A 19,301-nucleotide genomic window follows, 5' to 3' on the forward strand; every position below is an offset into this window, starting at 1 on the left:
CATGACGACGCAGGCCGGGACCGCCCCGTTCCGCTTCTTCGGCATCGAGGTCGCACGGACGCGGCGGCTCGGCCCGTCGCTGATCCGGGTCACCTTCACCGGCGAGGAGCTGGCCGGCTTCGCCGCGGGCGGCCGGGACCAGTCCCTGTCGCTGTTCCTCCCCCACCCCGGGCAGCCGGCGCCGGTCGTCCCCACGGACGCGGGCGACATGTACGCGGTCCTGGGCGCCTGGCGGGCGCTGCCCGACGGCGAGCGCGCGGTGATGCGTTCGTACACGGTCCGCGAGCAGCGGCCGGCGGACGGGGAGATGGACATCGACTTCGCCGTGCACGAGGACGGCGGCCCGGCGTGCCGCTGGGCGCTCGCCGCCTCGCCCGGTGACCGGGTCACCGTGCTGGGGCCGGCCGTCGCCGACAACACGGCGGTGCGCTGCCGTCCGCCCGAGGACACCGACTGGGTGCTGATGTGGGGCGACGAGACCGCCCTGCCGGCCGCCGCGGCCATCCTGGAGTGGCTGCCGGAGGGGATGCCCGCCAAGGTGTGGCTGGAGGTCCCGCACGCGGACGACCGGCTGGACCTGGCGACCCGCGCGGACGCCGAGATCACCTGGCTGGTCCGGGACCAGGGGGCGCCGTCCGCCCTGGCGGCGGTGTCCGCGGCCGCGTTGCCCGGGGGCGTGCCGTACGCCTGGATCGCCGGCGAGTCCGGCAGCGTGAAGGCGCTGCGGCGGCATCTGGTGAACGACCGCGGTGTCGACCGCCGGCGGATCACCTTCGTCGGGTACTGGAAGCAGGGCCTGAGCGAGGACGGACTGCGCGAGCAGCCGGAATCCGAGTGACCCGCGCCGGAGCCCTCCGGCCGCCTGCCGCCCCGCCCCGGCCCCCGCGGTCCGGGGCGGGTCCCGTCGCCCCGTCGCCCTGCCACCCCGTCGCACGGCGCTGAACACCCGCTTCACGGGCGGAACTTGACCTTTCACGCTTTCTGTGAACAAAGGCACATCCGGGAGCCCGTCCCGAAGGCGGCACGAGATCAAACTTAGGTTAGGCTCGCCTAAGTAAATCGCCGCTCACTCCCCCTCTCCTGTCCCCGAGAGGCGATCACGTCCCCGCACCCAGGAGGGCAACCCCATGCGCTCGCACCTGCTCAACGACACGACGGCGGAGCACTACCGGCGCTCCGTGACCGAAGGGGTCGAGCGCGTGGCGGCCAAACTCGCCTCCACCCGGCGGCCGTTCACCGGTGTCACCCCCGACCGGCTCGCCCCGGTGATCGCGGCGGTCGACCTGGACACGCCGCTCGCGGACGCCTCCGCCGCCCTGGACGAGCTGGAGGACGTGTACCTGCGCGACGCGGTCTACTTCCACAGCCCGCGCTACCTCGCCCACCTCAACTGCCCGGTGGTGATCCCCGCCGTGCTCGGCGAAGCGGTGCTCTCCGCCGTCAACTCCTCGCTGGACACCTGGGACCAGAGCGCGGGCGGCACCCTGATCGAGCGCAAGCTCATCGACTGGACGTGCGCCCGCGCCGGCCTCGGCCCCGCCGCGGACGGCGTCTTCACCTCCGGCGGCAGCCAGTCCAACCTCCAGGCGCTGCTGCTCGCCCGCCAGGAGGCCAAGACCACCGACCTGTCGAAACTGCGCATCTTCGCCTCCGAGTGCAGCCACTTCAGCGTCCAGAAGTCCGCGAGCCTGCTCGGCCTCGGCCCGGAGGCCGTCGTCTCCGTCCCCGTCGACCGCGCCAAGCGCATGCAGACCGTGGCCCTCGAAGCCGAGCTCATGGGCTGCGTCAGCGAGGGCCTGGTGCCCATGGCGATCGTCGCGACCGCCGGGACCACCGACTTCGGCTCCATCGACCCGCTCCCCGGGATCGCCGCGCTCGCCCGCCAGTACGAGACCTGGATGCACGTGGACGCCGCCTACGGCTGCGGGCTGCTGGTCTCCCCCACCCGCCGGCACCTCCTCGACGGCATCGAGCTGGCCGACTCGGTGACGGTCGACTACCACAAGTCCTTCTTCCAGCCGGTCAGTTCCTCCTCGCTGCTGGTCCGCGACGCCGCCACACTGCGGCACGCGACGTACCACGCCGAGTACCTGAACCCGCGCCGGACGATCGAGGAGAAGATCCCCAACCAGGTCGACAAGTCCCTCCAGACCACGCGCCGCTTCGACGCGCTCAAGCTCTGGATGACCCTGCGGGTGATGGGCGCCGACGGCGTCGGCGGCCTCTTCGACGAGGTCTGCGACCTCGCGGCGGCCGGCTGGGAACTGCTCGCCGCCGACCCGCGGTACGACGTCGTCGTCCAGCCCCAGCTCTCCACCCTGGTCTACCGCTGGGTCCCGGAGGCCGACACCGGCCCGGACCTCGTCGACCGGGCCAACCTGCACGCCCGCAAGGCCCTGTTCGCCTCCGGCGAGGCCGTGGTGGCGGGCACCAAGGTGGCGGGCCGCCAGTACCTGAAGTTCACCCTGCTCAACCCCGAGACCACGACCGCGGACATCGCCGCCGTGCTCGACCTGATAGCCGGCCACGCCGAGCAGTTCCTTGGAGAGAACCTTGTCCACGCTTCCTGACGCCCGTGGGACGCACGCCCGCGAGAGTTACGACTTCATCGGGATCGGGCTCGGTCCCTTCAATCTCGGCCTCGCCTGCCTGACCGAGCCGATCGACACGCTGAACGGCCTGTTCATCGAGTCGAAGCCGGACTTCGAGTGGCACTCGGGGATGTTCCTCGACGGCGCCCACCTCCAGACGCCGTTCATGTCGGACCTGGTCACCCTCGCCGACCCCACCTCGCCGTACTCCTTCCTCAACTACCTGAAGGAGAAGGGCCGGCTGTACTCGTTCTACATCCGCGAGAACTTCTACCCCCTGCGCGTCGAGTACAACGACTACTGCCGCTGGGCCGCCGGCAAGCTGAGCAGCGTCCGCTTCGGCACCACCGTCACCTCCGTCGAGTACGACACCGAGGGCGAGGTGTACGTGGTGCGCACCGCCGACGACGCATTCACGGCCCGCCGCATCGTGCTCGGCACCGGGACGCCGCCGTACCTGCCCGAGTCCTGCCGCGGTGTCGGGGGCGACCTGCTGCACAACTCGCGGTACATGGAGCACAAGGAGTCGCTCCAGAAGAAGGACTCCATCACCCTGGTGGGCAGCGGCCAGAGCGCCGCCGAGATCTACTACGACCTGCTGTCGGAGATCGACGTCCACGGCTACCGGCTGAACTGGGTCACCCGCTCCCCGCGCTTCTTCCCGCTGGAGTACACCAAGCTCACGCTGGAGATGACCTCCCCGGAGTACATCGACTACTTCCACGCGCTGCCGGAGGCCACCCGCTACCGGCTGGAGTCCCAGCAGAAGGGCCTCTTCAAGGGCATCGACTCGGAGCTGATCGACGCGATCTTCGACCTGCTCTACCAGAAGAACCTCTCCGGCCCGGTCCCCACCCGGCTGCTCACCAACTCCGCCCTGCACACGGTGGCCTACGAGGACGGCACGTACACCCTCGGCCTGCGCCAGGAGGAGCAGGGCAAGGACTACACCCTCGACACCGAGGGCCTGGTCCTGGCCACCGGATACAAGTACGCCACCCCGGACTTCCTGAAGCCGGTCGCCGACCGCATCCGGCTCGACGGCCAGGGGCGCTTCGACGTGGCCCGCAACTACTCGATCGACACCGCCGGCCGGGAGATCTTCCTCCAGAACGCCGGTGTGCACACCCACTCGATCACCTCGCCCGACCTGGGCATGGGCCCCTACCGCAACGCGTACATCATCCGCGAGCTGCTCGGCAGCGAGTACTACGCCGTGGAGAAGTCGATCGCCTTCCAGGAGTTCTCCGTATGACCCCCGCCGTCCCCGGCGCCCTCACCGTCCGGCCGCTCGACCCGCAGGGCGACGCGGAGCTGCTGCACCGCTGGATCACCCACCCGAAAGCCGCGTTCTGGATGATGCAGGACGCACGGCTGGAGGACATCGAGCGCGAGTACATGCGCATCGCCGCCCATGAGCACCACCAGGCCTTCATCGGCCTCCACGACGGCGAACCCGCCTTCCTGATGGAGAGCTACGACCCGCGGTACGTCGAGCTGGAGGGCCTGTACGAGCCCGAGCCGGGCGACATCGGCATGCACTTCCTGGTCGCGCCGACCGACACCCCCGTCCGCGGCTTCACCCTGGCCGTGATCACCGCGGTGATGCGGGAGCTCTTCGCCGACCCCGCCGTCCGGCGCGTGGTCGTCGAGCCCGACGTCTCCAACGCCGCCGTCCACCGCCTCAACGAGGCGGTCGGCTTCGTCGCCGCCGAGAAGATCGTCAAACCCGAGAAGGAGGCACTGCTGAGTTTCTGCACCCGCGAACAGTTCGCCACCGCCACGGGAGCCGCCGTATGAACCCTGCCGCCCACCACCCCGTCGCCCACCTCACCCCGGCCCGCTGGGCCGACGCCAACCGGCAGCTGATCCGCAAGGCACTCGCCGAGTTCGCCCACGAACGGCTGCTGGCCCCGGAACCGGCCCCGGACGGCTGGCGGGTGCTCAGCGACGACGGCGCCACCGAGTACCGCTTCCGCGCCCGGCGCTACGCGCTCGACCACTGGCAGGTGGAGGCCGACTCGATCACCCGCCACCGCGACGGCGCGGAACTGCCGCTCGACGCCCTCCGGTTCGTCATCGAGATGCGCGGCGCGCTCGGCCTCAGCGACGAGATCCTGCCGGTCTACCTGGAGGAGATCTCCTCCACCCTCTCCGGCACCGCCTACAAGTCCGCCAAGCCCCGGATCACCGCCGCCGAGCTGGCACGGGCGGACTTCCAGGCGATCGAGACCGGGATGACCGAGGGCCACCCCTGCTTCGTCGCCAACAACGGCCGGCTCGGCTTCGGCATCGACGAGTACCACGCCTACGCCCCCGAGGCAGCCTCCGGCATCCACCTGGTGTGGCTCGCCGCCCACCGCGACCGGGCCGCCTTCACCGCGGGCGCCGGCGTCGAGTACGAGACGTTCCTGCGCGCCGAACTCGGCGACGAATGCGTCGACGGCTTCGCCAGGACCCTCGCCGACCAGGGGCTGAACCCGGACGACTACCTGCTGATGCCGGTGCACCCCTGGCAGTGGTGGAACAAGCTGTCGGTCACCTTCGCCGCCGAGATCGCCCAGCAGCGCCTGGTGTACCTCGGCACGGGCGACGACACCTACCTCGCCCAGCAGTCGATCCGCACCTTCTTCAACACCAGCGACCCGTCGAAGCACTATGTGAAGACGGCCATGTCCGTGCTGAACATGGGCTTCATGCGGGGCCTGTCGGCCGCCTACATGGAGGCCACACCCGCCATCAACGACTGGCTGGCCCAGCTGATCGACGGGGACGACGTGCTGCGCTCCGCGCGCTTCTCGATCATCCGGGAGTGCGCCGCGGTCGGCTACCGGCACCTGGAGTACGAGGCCGCCACCGACCGGTACTCCCCGTACCGCAAGATGCTCGCCGCGCTCTGGCGCGAGAGCCCGGTGCCCACCCTCGGCGAGGGGCAGCGGGCGACCACCATGGCCGCCCTGCTGCACACCGACCACGAGGGCGCGTCGTTCGCGGGCGCGCTGATCGCCGGCTCGGGCCTGGCCCCGGCCGAGTGGCTGCGGCGCTACCTGGACGCCTACCTGCTGCCGGTGCTGCACACCTTCTACGCGTACGACCTGGTGTTCATGCCGCACGGGGAGAACGTGATCCTGGTCCTCGACGAGAGCGGCGCGGTCGACCGGGCGGTCTTCAAGGACATCGCCGAGGAGATCGCGGTCATGGACCCGCACGCGGTGCTCCCGCCGGCCGTGGAGCGCATCCGCGTCGACGTGCCGGACGAGACGAAGCTGCTGTCGGTCTTCACCGACGTCTTCGACTGCTTCCTGCGCTTCCTCGGCGCCACGCTCGCCGCCGAGGACGTGCTGGACGAGGACGCCTTCTGGGGCACGGTCGCCGCCTGCGTGCGGGGCTACCAGGAGTCGGTGCCGCAGTTCGCGGACCGGTTCGCCCAGTACGACATGTTCGCCGGGGAGTTCGCGCTGTCCTGCCTGAACCGGCTCCAGCTGCGCAACAACCAGCAGATGGTGGACCTGGCCGACCCGTCGGCCGCGCTCCAGTTCGTCGGCACGCTGGAGAACCCGATCGCACGGTTCGCCGCGTAGGCCCTGCCGTCCGGGCCCGCCGGGCTCCGGACGGCAGGCCGGACGTGGCGCACCCCCGTCGGCCGGAGGGTGCTCCCGGGTACGGTCCCCGGGAGCACCCTCCGGTGCTCTGCCCGGGCGCGACGGGGCTCCGCCCGGGCCCGTCGGGTCCCGAGGGCCCCCTCCCCCGCGCCGGTGCCGGTGGAAGAATCCCCCCGTGGCAGAAATCATCCAGAAGGACGGGACCTGGACCTTCGACGGGGACACGGTGCGCATCGTGCCCGGCAGCGACAAGGGGGTGGGCAGACTCCGCCGCACGCTCGGCGAGATCGAGGTGCCGATACGCGCGCTGGCCGGCGTCTCCTACGAGCCGGGCAGGAAGTCGGGACGGCTCCGCCTGCGCCTGCGGGACGGCGCCGATCCCCTGACGCAGCTCACCGGCGGCACGCTGGACGAGGCGTCCGACCCCTACCGCCTGACCGTGGACGCCGACCGCGCCGGAGTCGCCGAGTACCTCGTGGACGAGGTGCGCACCGCACTGCTGCTGGACCAGGTGCCGTCCGGGCGGGCCGAGGCCTATCTGCTCGCGGGCCCCCCGGTCCCGCTGACCGTCTCCGCGGGCGACGGGACGGCGACCTTCGACGGGGAGAGCGTCCGGCTGGAGTGGAAGTGGCAGGCCGAGGAGTCCAAGCGGTCGGGCGGTCCGCGCACGCTGCCGCTGGCGGAGGTGAGCGCCGTCGAATGGCTGCGTCCGGCGTCGCTGGAGAACGGCTTCCTGCGCTTCAGCGGCCCCTGGGCGAACGGGAAGCGCCCGGAACCGAAGTACGACCCCTACGCCGTCGAGCTGTGGGGCTTCCGGAACGACCCGCTGATGGCGCTGCTGGGCGCGGCCGTGGTGGCACGGATGCCGCACCCCTACGCGCCCGCCGAGGCCGCCCCCGCCCTGCCCCCGGCGGCCGGCGAGCCGGCTCTCCCGGCGTCCGGCGGGCCGGCCGGCGACGACCACGACACCCTGCTGCGGCGGCTGCGGGAACTGGGCGAGCTGCGCACGGCGGGCATCCTCACCGAGGAGGAGTTCACCACCGCGAAAGCGGCGGTCCTGCGAAGGATGTGACCGCGCCTGCCCGGAATCGGGCAGGATTCTTGCAAAGAGGCCTCTCCTCACTCCAATATCTACGGGTGCTCGAACACCGCCCGTCGTCCCACGACGACCTCGTCGACCACCTGGTGCGCAGCACCGCGCTCCAGCGCGGCGAAGCGGCCCGGGTGGTGCTCGACGTGCTGGCGTACTTCGACGAGACGACGGAGGAGTTCGTCCGCCGCCGCCACCGCGAGCTCCAGTCCGGCGGCGCGGTGAACGCCGAGATCTTCGAGCGCATCGCGGCCGAGCTGCCGCACCGCGCCGTGGCGCCGCCGGAGCTCTCGCTCCGGCAGCTGCGCCGCATGGTCTACGGCTGAGCCGGCCCGCCGTCCGCGGCGAGCACACCACTGAACTACGGAGGGGCAAGTCTCTATGTGCGGAATCGTCGGTTACATCGGCAGGCGCGACGTGGCTCCGCTGCTGCTGGAGGGTCTGCAGCGGCTGGAGTACCGGGGGTACGACTCGGCGGGCGTGGTGATCAACAGCCCCAAGGCCGCCGCGCTGAAGATGGTCAAGGCCAAGGGCCGGGTGCGCGACCTGGAGGCCCGCGTGCCCAAGCGCTTCGCCGGCACCACCGGCATCGCCCACACCCGCTGGGCCACCCACGGCGCGCCGAGCGACATCAACTCGCACCCGCACCTGGACGCCGACAACAAGGTCGCCGTGGTCCACAACGGCATCGTGGACAACGCGGCCGAGCTGCGCGCCAAGCTGGAGTCCGACGGCATCGTCTTCCTCTCGGAGACCGACACCGAGGTCATCACCCACCTGATCGCCCGCTCCCAGGCCACCACCCTGGAGGAGAAGGTCCGCGAGGCCCTCAAGGTGATCGAGGGCACGTACGGCATCGCCGTCATGCACGCCGACTTCCCCGACCGCATCGTCGTCGCCCGCAACGGCTCCCCGGTCGTCCTCGGCATCGGCGACAAGGAGATGTTCGTCGCCTCCGACATCGCCGCGCTGGTGACCCACACCCGCCAGATCGTCACCCTCGACGACGGCGAGATGGCCACCCTCAAGGCCGACGACTTCCGCACCTACACGACCACCGGCGCGACGACCACCGCCACCCCGGAGACCGTGGAGTGGGAGGCCGCCTCCTACGACATGGGCGGCCACGACACGTACATGCACAAGGAGATCAGCGAGCAGCCCGACGCGGTCGACCGCGTGCTGCGCGGCCGCATCGACGACCGGTTCAACACCGTCCACCTGGGCGGCCTGAACCTGGACCCGCGCGAGGCCCGCGGCATCCGCCGGGTCAAGATCCTCGGCTGCGGCACCTCGTACCACGCCGGTCTCATCGGCGCCGGTCTCATCGAGTCGCTGGCCCGCATCCCCGCGGACGCCGAGCCCGCGTCCGAGTTCCGCTACCGCAACCCGGTCGTGGACCCCGACACGCTCTACATCGCCGTCTCCCAGTCCGGTGAGACCTACGACGTCCTCGCGGCCGTCCAGGAGCTCAAGCGCAAGGGCGGCCGGGTGCTCGGCGTCGTCAACGTCGTCGGCTCGGCGATCGCCCGCGAGGCGGACGGCGGCACCTACGTGCACGCCGGACCCGAGGTCTGCGTCGTCTCCACCAAGTGCTTCACCAACACGGTCGTCGCGTTCGCGCTGATCGCCCTGCACCTCGGCCGCATCCGCGACCTGTCGGTCGCCGAGGGCCGCCGGATCATCGAGGGCCTGCGCAAGCTGCCGGGCCAGATCAGCGAGATCCTGGAGACCGAGGGCGAGATCAAGAAGCTGGCCGAGCAGTACGCGGACGCCAAGTCGATGATGTTCATCGGCCGGGTGCGCGGCTACCCGGTCGCGCTGGAGGCCTCCCTGAAGCTCAAGGAGATCTCCTACATCCACGCCGAGGCCTACCCGGCCTCCGAGCTCAAGCACGGCCCGCTCGCCCTGATCGAGCCCGCGCTGCCGACCGTCGCGATCGTGCCGGACGACGAGCTGCTGGAGAAGAACCGCGCCGCGATGGAGGAGATCAAGGCCCGCTCCGGCCGGATACTGGCCGTCGCCCACCGCGAGCAGGAGAAGGCCGACCACACCATCGTGGTGCCGAAGAACGAGGACGAGCTGGACCCGATCCTGATGGGCATCCCGCTCCAGCTCCTCGCCTACCACACCGCCCTCGCCCTCGGCCGGGACATCGACAAGCCGCGCAACCTGGCGAAGTCGGTCACCGTCGAGTAGTCCGGGCAGTCGCCCGCACAGGACGCGAGAACGCCCCCTGCCTGCGCAGGGGGCGTTCTCCGTGCCGCCGGCGCGTGACCCCGCGCGCCGGCCCTCGGGCCGCTCAGCCGGTGGCCGTCACTCCCCGGCCTGCGGCACGCCCGGTGAACGTGGGCCACTTGGCGAGCGCCGCGGTCGCTCCGTACCAGGCGAGCAGGCCCGCGGCCGCGCCGACCCAGCCGCCCGCCTTCGCGAGCCCCTCGTTGCCCGCGAAGGCGGCGATGCCGCCGAGCAGCAGGGACAGGAAGAGCAGTCCGTAGACGCCCTGGCCGAGCACCCCGGTGCCCGACGACGCGGCGGTCAGGGTCAGCGCCAGCAGCGCCCACAGCAGCAGGAACAGGCCCGCGGCCTCGGCCGACACCTCGGAGCCCACACCGGTGCCCCAGGTGAACCAGAACGCCCCGAGACCGGCGTACGCCGTCCCCGACGCGCCGTCGCCCGCCCGGAATTCGAGCAGTCCGACGATGAAGAGCGTGACTCCGCCGACCCAGGTGGCGACGGCCGCGGCGTCCGCCGCACCCACGTTGTCGATCACCCCGGTCGCGCCGGCGCCGAAAGCCAGCAGAGTCAGTCCGAGTGCGAGACGGCCGAGTGTCGCGGTCGATCCGGCGCTTCCCGCAGAGACGTCGTTGTCCACGGCGGGCTCCCTTCGTGTCCGTGCAGTCGTGCTGCACCGTGCTGCCAAGCGCTGTTGACCCAGCGACCGATATGTACCCTTCACAAGCGCACAACCAACCTCGCGGAGGCACCCGGATTCACCTTTCTCCAGGGGGAGTTGACGCTGCCTCACCAGGGGGACCGGAGCGCCCGGGGTGACGGATGAGGCGCCCCTCCGGGGCCCCGGAGGCGGCCCGCCGGGGCAAGGCGCGGCACACGCGGAGGGCGGGGCTGGGGCAGGCGCACGCGGGCGCGCACGGAACGGCACGCACGGGGGCGGGGTGAGGTGCGCGGCACACGCGGGCAGGCGAAGGGCGCGGCACACACGTGGCGCACGGCGCACGGAAGGACGGGGGGCCGCACCCGGCGGCGGAACGCCCCGCTCCCGGAGCGGGACGGGCGGGCGCCGGGGCCGAACGCGGCCCCCGGCGCTACGGGATGACGATCACCGGGCGCTGCGCTCGCCGCGCGAGCCGCCCGGCGACGGAGCCGAAGATCCGGCCGACGATGCCGTGCGTGGAACCGACCACGATCGCGTCGGCCGAGTACTCCCGGCCGACCTCCTCCAGTTCGTGGCAGATGTCGCCGCCGCGCTCGACGAGGATCCAGGGCACTTCGCTGAGATAGTCGGCACAGGCGAGCTCGAGGCCGAGCACCTCGGTGCGGTGGTCCGGGACGTCCACGAAGACGGGCGGCTCGCAGCCCGCCCAGACGGTGGTCGGCAGCCGGTTGGCGACATGGACGATGATCAGACCCGAGCCCGACCGGCAGGCCATGCCGATGGCGTAGGCGAGCGCCCGCTCACTGGAGGTCGAACCGTCGAATCCGACGACGACTCCGTGCTGGAAGGCGGGATCGCAGGAGTGACATGACTCTTCTGCCGCTTGCAGGTCCGACAGGGGGTCGGCGACCTGCTTGCGGTCCGCGGGTTCGGGGATCTCGTGACCGGCCATCGGTGTCTCGGCGAAGAACGTCCTCGTGTGAGGGAATGAAGGTGCGCGGCGGGCGGGACGGAGCGGCGTCCGGGAAGCGCCTTCCCGGCCTCGTACCCCCAAGGGTACGGCTGCACTCCTCTCCTGCCCAGGTCCCACCGCCTCATGCGCGGCGTTCCAGGGAGCATGCACGAGCCCGCCCCGCCCTGGCAATGGCAGGTGGCCCATGCAGCTGTCTGTGCGCTGTCCGACGGCTGCGCAGAGTGACCGCGCGCGGGGCCGGTCGTTTGGCCAGTCGCCCACCCGACGCGCCCCAGGAGCTCCGAGTGTCCGCACCCCGGCCCGCCGCCGCCCACGTCCTCCCGGCCACCGCTCCGGCGGCCCCCGCGGAACGGCCGCCGTCCGCCGGCCCCCGCGGCACCCGCCCCGACGGCCGGACGGGAACCCCAGCGGGCAGCCGGGCCGGACGCCCGACGCGAACGCCGGCGGGCGAGCGGACCGGACTGCCCCGGACCGCGGCCCCGGCAGGGAGGTCTGCAGGGAGGTCTGCCGGGAGCCCGGCTGCGGTCACGGCCGCGACCGCCACGGGGAGCCCGGCCGGGAGCCGGAGCGAGGCCCGCACCGGGACCCGTTCCCCCCACTCCGCGGGGCACGCCGTGCGCTGGGGTGCGTTCGCCTGCCTGCTGGTGCCGGTCGCCCCGGCCGCGTACGCCATGTCCGCGGGCGGCACGGCAGCCACCGGCACGGCCGCGGCGTGGCTGGGGCCGGCGCTCGTGGCCTGCGCCTGCCGTCTGCTGCTGCACCACTCCCGGAACCGGACCGACTCCGCACCCGCGTCCGCGTCCGCCCGCGCGCACGCCGGGGAGGGGGCGCGCGCGGGAGCGGGCGCGGGGGCGAACGGTACGCCGGGCGCCTGACGGATTCGCACCCTCACAACCAACGGTTTTCAGCCAACTTCTCGCCACCACCCGCTTCTTGTGGAAAGGGCCGGTAAACCCCCTTGCCACCAGGGAGTACGGGCTCCGGAGGCCGTTTCGCGCCGTACGGGGACGGGCCATGCCGGTCTCATCCACTTCCCTGCGGGCCCCTCGGATGCAACGCTTCGTGATCGAATGCATCGCGCCAAGTTGCCAAGTCGACATAGCAGGGCATGCCGAACTTGCCACAAGGGTGCCACGGAACCCAGTAGATTCGATCATGGGTATCGAAGGCCGGGGGACTCGTGCAGAACCGAGGGGAAAAGTGCAGGAGCGAAAGGCCCGCAAAGAACGGGGAGACGCGCACTTCGAGGGGGGCTTAGCGTCATGAGTCAGGACTCCGCCGCACCGGAGGCAGCACGGAAACTCTCCGGCCGCCGGCGCCGGGAGGTCGTCGCCGTGCTGCTGTTCAGCGGCGGCCCGATTTTCGAAAGTTCCATCCCGCTCTCGGTGTTCGGAATCGACCGTCAGGACGCCGGAGTTCCCCGCTACCGCCTGCTGGTGGCCGGTGGCGAGGAGGGTCCGCTCAGGACCACGGGCGGACTGGAACTCACCGCACCGTACGGCCTGGAGGCGATCAGCAGGGCGGGCACCGTGGTGGTGCCGGCCTGGCGGTCGATCACCTCGCCGCCACCGCCCGAGGCGCTCGAAGCGCTGCGCCGGGCACACGAGGAGGGCGCCCGCATCGTCGGTCTGTGCACGGGGGCGTTCGTCCTCGCCGCCGCCGGCCTGCTGGACGGCCGCCCGGCGACCACCCACTGGATGTACGCGCCGACGCTGGCCAAGCGTTACCCGTCCGTCCACGTGGACCCGCGCGAGCTGTTCGTCGACGACGGGGACGTCCTGACGTCGGCCGGCACCGCGGCGGGCATCGACCTCTGTCTCCACATAGTGCGCACCGACCACGGCACGGAAGCAGCCGGCGCACTCGCCCGGAGGCTGGTCGTCCCGCCGCGCCGGAGCGGCGGTCAGGAGCGCTACCTCGACAGGTCTTTACCAGAGGAAATCGGCTCGGACCCGCTGGCCGAGGTCGTCTCCTGGGCGCTGGAGCACCTGCACGAGCAGTTCGACGTGGAGACGCTGGCGGCTCGCGCGTACATGAGCCGCCGGACGTTCGACCGCCGGTTCCGCTCGCTGACGGGTTCCGCGCCGCTGCAGTGGCTGATCACCCAGCGGGTGCTCCAGGCACAGCGGTTGCTGGAGACCTCCGACTACTCGGTCGACGAGGTCGCGGGCCGCTGCGGCTTCCGCTCGCCCGTCGCGCTGCGCGGCCACTTCCGGCGGCAGCTGGGGTCCTCCCCGGCCGCGTACCGGGCGGCCTACCGCGCGCGGCGGCCCCAGGGCGACCCGGGGCACGCGCCGATCGCCGACGCGATGGTGCCGTCCCAGGCCGGGATGCGGCGCACACCGGCCGGCGTGGGTGTGCCGGGACCGGGCGGCGGTCACCTGGAGCAGGGCAAGCCCGGCCAGGAGTTCTACACGGGCTCCCCGCTGCGTCCGGGCTTCCCGGGCCAGCGGAGCATGCCGTAGGACCGACGCGGGAGCCGCGCCGTCCGCCCACCCGGGCGGACGGCGCGGCTTCCGCGTTCGAGGCGCGTCCCGCGCGCCCCGCGGGTGCGCAGGCCGTCCCGTCGCCCCCGGTTTCCCGGACCCGCGGAACCGGACCCGCACAACCGGACCCGCGGAACGGGAGGCGCACGACCCGGCCGGTTGCGCGTCCGGCCCCATAAGGTAGGGCGCATGAACGATCGCATGGTGTGGATCGACTGCGAGATGACCGGGCTCTCGCTGACGGACGACGCACTCATCGAGGTGGCCGCGCTGGTCACCGACTCGGAACTGAACGTACTCGGCGACGGCGTGGACGTGGTGATCCGCCCGCCGGACGCCGCGCTGGAGACGATGCCCGAGGTGGTGCGGCAGATGCACACCTCCTCCGGGCTCCTCGACGAGCTGGCGGGCGGCACCACCCTCGCCGACGCGGAGGCCCAGGTGCTCGCGTACATCCGCGAGCACGTCAAGGAGCCCGGCAAGGCGCCCCTCTGCGGGAACTCGGTCGGCACCGACCGCGGCTTCCTCGCCCGTGACATGCCCGGCCTGGAGGGCCACCTCCACTACCGGATCGTCGACGTCTCCTCGATCAAGGAGCTGTCGCGCCGCTGGTACCCGCGGGCGTACTTCAACAGCCCGGAGAAGAGCGGCAACCACCGCGCGCTCGCCGACATCCGCGAGTCCATCGCCGAGCTGCGCTACTACCGCGAGGCGGTCTTCGTCCCCCAGCCGGGGCCGGACACCGAGACCGCGCGGGCCATCGCGGCCCGGCACGTCCTGCCCGCGGAACCCGCCTCGTAGGGCCTGCGGGCCCCCCGCGCACCCCTCCACGAAACCGTGGCGCGAGCACCCCTCGGAAGCCTGTACACTTTTTCTCGGCCGGTCGGGAAAACGACCGGTCATGGTGGGTGTAGCTCAGCTGGTAGAGCACCTGGTTGTGGTCCAGGATGCCGCGGGTTCGAGTCCCGTCACTCACCCTGATGCAGAGGGCCGGTCCGCAGCGCGGACCGGCCCTCTGCGCGTTCCGCCGCACGCGCGGGGCGACCGGCACCCGCGGGGCGGGGCCGCGCACGGCAGGGCGGCCCTCAGGACGAGTCCCGCACCACCAGCCGGGTCGGCAGCACGATCTGCGGGCGCCGGGCGGCGGCCGGCGGCGAGGCGATCTCCTCCAGCAGCACCCGCGCCATCGTGCGCCCCATCTCCTCGATCGGCTGCCGCACGCTCGTCAGCGCGGGGTCCATGTGCCGCGCCACCGCCGAGTCGTCGAAGCCCACCAGCGCCACGTCCCGGGGCACCCTGCGGCCCGCCTCGCGCAGCGTGGCGCGCGCTCCGGCCGCCATCACGTCCGACGCCGCGAACACCGCGTCCAGGTCCGGCCTGTCGTCGAGCAGGGCGCGCATCGCCCGCCGCCCGCCCTCCTCGGAGAAGTCGGCCGCGGCCGTCAGCCGCGGGTCGGCGTCGAGACCGGCTCCGGCGACGGCCGAGCGGTAGCCGTCCAGCCGGCGCTGCGCGCCGTACACGTCGAGCGGGCCGGTGATCGTCGCGATGGTGCGCCGGCCCCGGGCGGCGAGATGGGCCACGGCCTCGCGCGCGCCCTCGAAGTTGTCGGAGTCGACCGCCGCGAGGGGTTCGTCCGCCGAGCGGCGGCCGCTGATCACCACCGGCACCGAGAGCGCGGCCAGCTGGTCCGGGAGCGGGTCGCCCGCGTGCACGGAGACGAGCAGCACGCCGTCCACCCGGTCGGCCGCCAGGTACTGGGCGAGCGTCGCCCGCTCGCCGCCCTGCGGCGCCAGCGTCAGCAGCAGCTGCATCCCGGTCCCGGCCAGGCCCGCGCCGACCCCGCGCACGATGTCGGAGAAGTACGGCTCCGCGAAGAAGCGGTCCTGGGACTCGGGCACCACCAGGGCGACGGCGTCCGTGCGGTTGGCCGCCAGGGCGCGGGCCGCCCGGTTCGGCACGTACCCCAGCTCGGCGATGGCCGCCTCGACCAGGGTCCGGGTCTCCTCGCTCACCCGGGGCGAACCGTTGATCACCCGCGACACGGTGCCGCGGCCGACGCCCGCGTGCGCGGCGACCTGCTCCAGCGTGGGCCTGCCGGTGGCCCGCCCGGCGTGCCCCGTCCCGTTCGTCGCAGCCATCGCGTCCCGCCCCTCCCCCAGACTTCCCAGGCCGAGAACATAACGTGTCGGGCGCGGGGAGCCACGCCCAGGGACGAATGGGAGCGCTCCCAACCTTTCGGTACATACTCGTACCCGTTCGTACACCACCGCCCCCACGGCACCCGCCCGCGCGACAGCGCCGCGGGCCGGGCCGGGGCACAGCACCGTCGCAGAAATGGGGAGGCCGCATGCGCAGGGCCGCCGTCCTCGTGGCCGTCGCCGCACTCGCCGCAGGTCTCCTGTCCGGCTGTGCCGAGGACCCACCCGAGCCCCCACGGGCCCGCACCCACAGCGACGGGGGGAGCGCCGAGGGGAAGACCGTGATCACGGTCGGCGTCTTCGGCTCGTTCGGATTCCTGGAGTCCGGGCTCTACGACGAGTACATGCGGCTGAACCCCGGCATCCACATCCGGCAGAGCTCGATCCAGCGGAACGAGAACTACTACCCGCAGCTGCTCACCCACCTCGGCAGCGGCAGCGGGCTCGCCGACATCCAGGCCGTCGAGGTGAACAACATCGCCGAGATCACCGCCACCCAGGCGGACCGGCTGGTGGACCTGTCCCGGACCGGGGGCGTGCGGCGGACGGACTTCCTCGACTGGAAGTGGGCCCAGGCCACCACCGGCGACGGGCGGACCGTCGGCCTCGGCACCGACATCGGTCCGCAGGCCGTCTGCTACCGCAAGGACCTCTACGCCGAGGCCGGACTGCCCACCGACCGCGAGGCCGTCGGCAGGCTCTGGGCGGGCGACTGGACGAAGTACCTGGAGGCCGGGAAGCGCTACCGGGAGAAGGCTCCGGAGGGCACCGCGTTCACCGACTCCGCCTCCGGCGTGCTCAACGCGGTGCTCGGCAGCAGCCCCCAGCGCTACTACGACGAGGACGGCGAGGTGGTCTACAAGACCAACCCGGCCGTCCGCGCGGCCTGGGACCTGGCCGCCTCCTTCGCCGCCGAGGGGCTGACCGCGCGGCTCCAGCAGTTCACCCCGGCCTGGGACCAGGGCTTCGCCAACGGCAGGTTCGCCACCGTGTCCTGCCCGGCGTGGATGCTCGGCTACATCCAGGACAAGGCCGGCCCGGCCGGCGAGGACGTGTGGGACGTGGCCGCGGCGCCCCGGCCCGGCAACTGGGGCGGCTCGTTCCTCGTCGTGCCCCGGGCGGGCTCCCGCACCGAGGAGGCGGCGAAGCTGGCCGCCTGGCTGACCGCGCCGGCCCAGCAGGCCAGGATGTTCGCCGAGCGGGGCAGCTTCCCGAGCGCGAGCGCGGCCTACGGCCTGCCCGCCGTGTCCGGCGCCACCCACCCGTACTTCGGCGACGCCCCCATCGGCCGGATCTACTCCCGGGCCGCCGAGGACGTGCCCGTGCAGACCGTGGGCCCGAAGGACCTGATCATCCAGCAGAACCTCTCGGACGTCGGCATGCTCCAGGTCGACCAGCGGGGCCGCACGCCGCGGCAGGGCTGGGAAGCGGCCGTGAAGTCCATCGACAACGCCCTGGACCTGTGACCCGTGACGAGCAGGACGACCGAGCGGCGCTCGCGCCGCCACCGACGCGACCTCAGGTGGAGCCCGTACGCCTTCGTCGCCCCGTTCTTCGTGTTCTTCCTCGCCTTCGGGCTCTTCCCGCTGCTGTACACCGGCTGGGCCTCCCTGCACCGGGTCGAGCTGACCGCGCCGACCGAGATGGAGTGGGTCGGGCTGCGGAACTTCACCCGGCTGCTCCACGACGACTTCTTCTGGAACGCGCTGCGCAACACGGTCACCATCGGCCTGCTGTCGACCGTGCCCCAGCTGCTGATCGCCCTCGGCCTCGCCCATCTCCTGCATCAGCGGCTGCGCGGCTCGGCGTTCTTCCGGGTCGCGGTGCTGACCCCGTACGCGACGTCCGTCGCCGCGGCCACGCTCGTGTTCGCGCTGCTCTTCGGGCGTGACTACGGAATGGTCAACTGGGTCCTCTCGCTCGCCGGATTCGACGCCGTGGACTGGCAGAACGGGCGGTGGACCTCGCAGATCGCGGTGTCGACGATCGTGATCTGGCGCTGGACCGGCTACAACGCGCTGATCTACCTCGCGGCGATGCAGGCGATCCCCCGGGACCTCTACGAGTCGGCGGAGCTGGACGGGGCGTCCCGCCTGCGCCAGTTCCTGCACGTGACGGTGCCCTCGCTGCGCCACACGATCCTGTTCACCTGCGTCGTCTCGACGATCGGGGCCACCCAGCTGTTCGGCGAACCGCTGCTCTTCAACGGTGCCGCCGGCGCCACGGGCGGCGCGGAGCACCAGTACCAGACGCTCGGCCTGTACCTGTACGAACAGGGCTGGGTGAACCTGCACCTGGGGCGGGCGTCGGCCATCGCCTGGGCGATGTTCCTCCTGCTGCTGGTGGTCGGCGCCGTGAACTGGCTGATCGCCCGCCGGCTGGGCGGGACGGCGACGGGCGGGGGCGCCACGGGCAGGAGAGCGACGGGCAGGAGCCCACGGGGCGGCCGCACACCGGGCGTCAGGACCCCGGACGACAGCACCCCGGGCAGGAGCACATGAAGGACCGCACCATGACCCACGCCCCCGGCGGACGGCGGCGTCCGCGCGGCAACCGGATCGCCACCGCGGTCCTGCTGCTCTTCACCGCGGGGTCGCTCTTCCCGCTGGTGTGGACGGCGGTCGCCGCCTCACGCAACAACACCCGGCTCGCCCAGACCCCGCCGCCGCTCTGGTTCGGCAAGAACCTGCTCGGGAACCTGGAGATCGCCTGGGAGGACGCCAACCTGGGCAGCGCCCTGCTCAACACGACGGTGGTGGCCTCCTGCACCGCCGCCGGGACGGTGCTCTTCGCCACGCTCGCCGGATTCGCCTTCGCCAAGCTGCGGTTCCGGATGAAGAACGCCCTGCTGGTGCTGGTCGTCGGCACGATGATGGTGCCGCCGCAGCTGAGCGTGGTGCCGCTGTACATGCTGATCGCCGAACTGCGCTGGACCGACCAGCTCCAGGCCGTGATCCTGCCGGGCCTGGTCAGCGCGTTCGGGGTGTTCTTCATGCGCCAGTACCTGATGGAGGCGCTGCCCGGCGAACTGATCGAGGCGGCCCGGGTGGACGGGGCGAGCAGCCTGCGGGTGGTGTGGCACGTGGTCTTCCCGGCGGCGCGGCCCGCCATGGCCGTGCTGGGGATGCTGACGTTCGTCATGGCCTGGAACGACTTCTTCTGGCCGGTCGTGGCGCTCACCCAGAGCGGCAACCCGACCGTGCAGGTCGCGCTGACCGGCCTCGGCCGGGGCTATGTGCCGGACCAGTCGGTCGTCATGGCCGGCGCGCTGCTCGGGACGCTGCCGCTGCTGCTGGCGTTCGTCCTCTTCGGCCGCCAGATCGTGGGCGGCATCATGCAGGGCGCGGTCAAGGGCTGACGACGGCCTTCCGGCGCAGCGGCGGACCGGTGCCGGGCGGACCGGTCCCGCACGGGCGCCCGGCGGCTGAGGTGCACCCCGCGACGCCGTGCCGCCGCAGGTGGCCG

At 72.3% G+C, this 19,301-nt stretch carries 17 protein-coding genes and 1 tRNA gene; 15 read left to right on the forward strand and 3 right to left on the reverse strand.

Annotation, left to right across the window (positions count from 1 at the left end; all coding sequences use genetic code 11):
* The first annotated feature begins 1 nt into the window (after nt 1).
* From IAG43_RS11110 to glmS, 8 genes are all read left to right on the forward strand, one after another.
* A complete protein-coding gene (locus IAG43_RS11110; protein WP_187740588.1) occupies nt 2-838 on the forward strand; it encodes a siderophore-interacting protein in 837 nt (278 codons plus the stop codon).
* A gap of 289 nt (nt 839-1,127) precedes the next feature.
* Nucleotides 1,128-2,570 (forward strand): pyridoxal phosphate-dependent decarboxylase family protein, encoded by a 1,443-nt coding sequence (locus tag IAG43_RS11115; RefSeq protein ID WP_187740589.1) that lies wholly within the window; start codon nt 1,128-1,130, stop codon nt 2,568-2,570.
* Entirely contained in the window at nt 2,554-3,846 is a 1,293-nt protein-coding gene (locus tag IAG43_RS11120; RefSeq protein WP_187740590.1) for a lysine N(6)-hydroxylase/L-ornithine N(5)-oxygenase family protein, read from the forward strand. Before IAG43_RS11115 ends, IAG43_RS11120 begins: the two co-directional genes overlap by 17 nt.
* A complete protein-coding gene (locus tag IAG43_RS11125; RefSeq protein ID WP_187740591.1) occupies nt 3,843-4,391 on the forward strand; it encodes a GNAT family N-acetyltransferase in 549 nt (182 codons plus the stop codon). Before IAG43_RS11120 ends, IAG43_RS11125 begins: the two co-directional genes overlap by 4 nt.
* A complete protein-coding gene (locus IAG43_RS11130) occupies nt 4,388-6,172 on the forward strand; it encodes an IucA/IucC family protein (protein ID WP_187740592.1) in 1,785 nt (594 codons plus the stop codon). The genes IAG43_RS11125 and IAG43_RS11130 overlap by 4 nt, the downstream gene beginning before the upstream one ends.
* Before the next feature lie 196 nt (nt 6,173-6,368).
* Nucleotides 6,369-7,265 (forward strand): DUF4429 domain-containing protein, encoded by an 897-nt coding sequence (locus IAG43_RS11135; RefSeq protein WP_187740593.1) that lies wholly within the window; start codon nt 6,369-6,371, stop codon nt 7,263-7,265.
* 65 nt (nt 7,266-7,330) lie between these two features.
* Nucleotides 7,331-7,609: a hypothetical protein gene (locus IAG43_RS11140; protein WP_147986599.1), complete on the forward strand. Its 279-nt coding sequence runs from the start codon at nt 7,331-7,333 to the stop codon at nt 7,607-7,609.
* Nucleotides 7,610-7,664: 55 nt separating this feature from the next.
* Nucleotides 7,665-9,482: a glutamine--fructose-6-phosphate transaminase (isomerizing) gene (gene glmS / locus IAG43_RS11145; protein ID WP_187740594.1), complete on the forward strand. Its 1,818-nt coding sequence runs from the start codon at nt 7,665-7,667 to the stop codon at nt 9,480-9,482.
* Between the two features lie 103 nt (nt 9,483-9,585).
* Here the strand turns inward: glmS and IAG43_RS11150 are convergent, their stop codons facing one another.
* Together IAG43_RS11150 and IAG43_RS11155 are read right to left on the reverse strand one after the other, a co-directional pair.
* On the reverse strand, nt 9,586-10,158 hold the full coding sequence (locus tag IAG43_RS11150; RefSeq protein WP_187740595.1) for a GPR1/FUN34/YaaH family transporter: 573 nt from the start codon (nt 10,156-10,158) through the stop codon (nt 9,586-9,588).
* Between the two features lie 451 nt (nt 10,159-10,609).
* Nucleotides 10,610-11,131, reverse strand: a complete 522-nt coding sequence (locus IAG43_RS11155; RefSeq protein ID WP_187740596.1) for a universal stress protein — start codon at nt 11,129-11,131, stop codon at nt 10,610-10,612.
* 635 nt (nt 11,132-11,766) lie between these two features.
* Between IAG43_RS11155 and IAG43_RS11160 the strand changes: the two genes are divergently transcribed.
* The 4 genes from IAG43_RS11160 (at nt 11,767) to IAG43_RS11175 (ending at nt 14,615) form a co-directional block, all read left to right on the forward strand.
* Entirely contained in the window at nt 11,767-12,027 is a 261-nt protein-coding gene (locus IAG43_RS11160) for a hypothetical protein (RefSeq protein ID WP_187740597.1), read from the forward strand.
* Between the two features lie 387 nt (nt 12,028-12,414).
* A complete protein-coding gene (locus IAG43_RS11165; RefSeq protein WP_187740598.1) occupies nt 12,415-13,617 on the forward strand; it encodes a helix-turn-helix domain-containing protein in 1,203 nt (400 codons plus the stop codon).
* A gap of 210 nt (nt 13,618-13,827) precedes the next feature.
* Nucleotides 13,828-14,439, forward strand: a complete 612-nt coding sequence (gene orn, locus IAG43_RS11170) for an oligoribonuclease (protein WP_187740599.1) — start codon at nt 13,828-13,830, stop codon at nt 14,437-14,439.
* A gap of 103 nt (nt 14,440-14,542) precedes the next feature.
* Nucleotides 14,543-14,615 (forward strand) — tRNA-His (locus IAG43_RS11175).
* A gap of 108 nt (nt 14,616-14,723) precedes the next feature.
* Here IAG43_RS11175 and IAG43_RS11180 read toward each other — a convergent pair.
* Entirely contained in the window at nt 14,724-15,776 is a 1,053-nt protein-coding gene (locus IAG43_RS11180) for a LacI family DNA-binding transcriptional regulator (protein WP_187740600.1), read from the reverse strand.
* A 209-nt stretch (nt 15,777-15,985) separates the two neighbouring features.
* Here IAG43_RS11180 and IAG43_RS11185 point away from each other — a divergent pair, with 209 nt between their 5' ends.
* Genes IAG43_RS11185 through IAG43_RS11195 form a run of 3 tightly spaced genes read left to right on the forward strand, consistent with a single transcriptional unit; the run spans nt 15,986 to nt 19,194 of the window.
* Nucleotides 15,986-17,302, forward strand: a complete 1,317-nt coding sequence (locus IAG43_RS11185) for an ABC transporter substrate-binding protein (RefSeq protein WP_187740601.1) — start codon at nt 15,986-15,988, stop codon at nt 17,300-17,302.
* A gap of 3 nt (nt 17,303-17,305) precedes the next feature.
* On the forward strand, nt 17,306-18,337 hold the full coding sequence (locus IAG43_RS11190; RefSeq protein WP_187740602.1) for a carbohydrate ABC transporter permease: 1,032 nt from the start codon (nt 17,306-17,308) through the stop codon (nt 18,335-18,337).
* Between the two features lie 11 nt (nt 18,338-18,348).
* A complete protein-coding gene (locus IAG43_RS11195; protein ID WP_246574254.1) occupies nt 18,349-19,194 on the forward strand; it encodes a carbohydrate ABC transporter permease in 846 nt (281 codons plus the stop codon).
* The last annotated feature ends 107 nt before the right edge of the window (nt 19,195-19,301 follow it).

The sequence above is a fragment of the Streptomyces genisteinicus genome (assembly GCF_014489615.1).
Classification (GTDB): domain Bacteria; phylum Actinomycetota; class Actinomycetes; order Streptomycetales; family Streptomycetaceae; genus Streptomyces; species Streptomyces genisteinicus.